Raw genomic sequence first — 203 nt, forward strand, 5'->3', positions numbered from 1 at the left:
ATATTCCTGTACTTGGTGTTACTGCGAAGGGGGGACGGAGAAGGCTATGTCGGCCGGGCGACGGTTGTCCCGGTTTAAGCGTGTAGGTGTGTGCTCCAGGCAAATCCGGTGCACTTTAACACTGAGGCGTGATGACGAGGCACTACGGTGCTGAAGTGACAAATGCCCTGCTTCCAGGAAAAGCCTCTAAGCATCAGGTAACA

Annotated in this window: 1 rRNA gene; it reads left to right on the top strand. The window is 54.2% G+C overall.

What is annotated here, in order from left to right:
* Positions 1-203 (top strand): 23S ribosomal RNA (locus OGV83_RS00020); the annotation flags it as partial.

It is taken from the genome of Citrobacter sp. CK189 (genome assembly GCF_030333505.1).
Lineage (GTDB): Bacteria > Pseudomonadota > Gammaproteobacteria > Enterobacterales > Enterobacteriaceae > Citrobacter_B > Citrobacter_B koseri.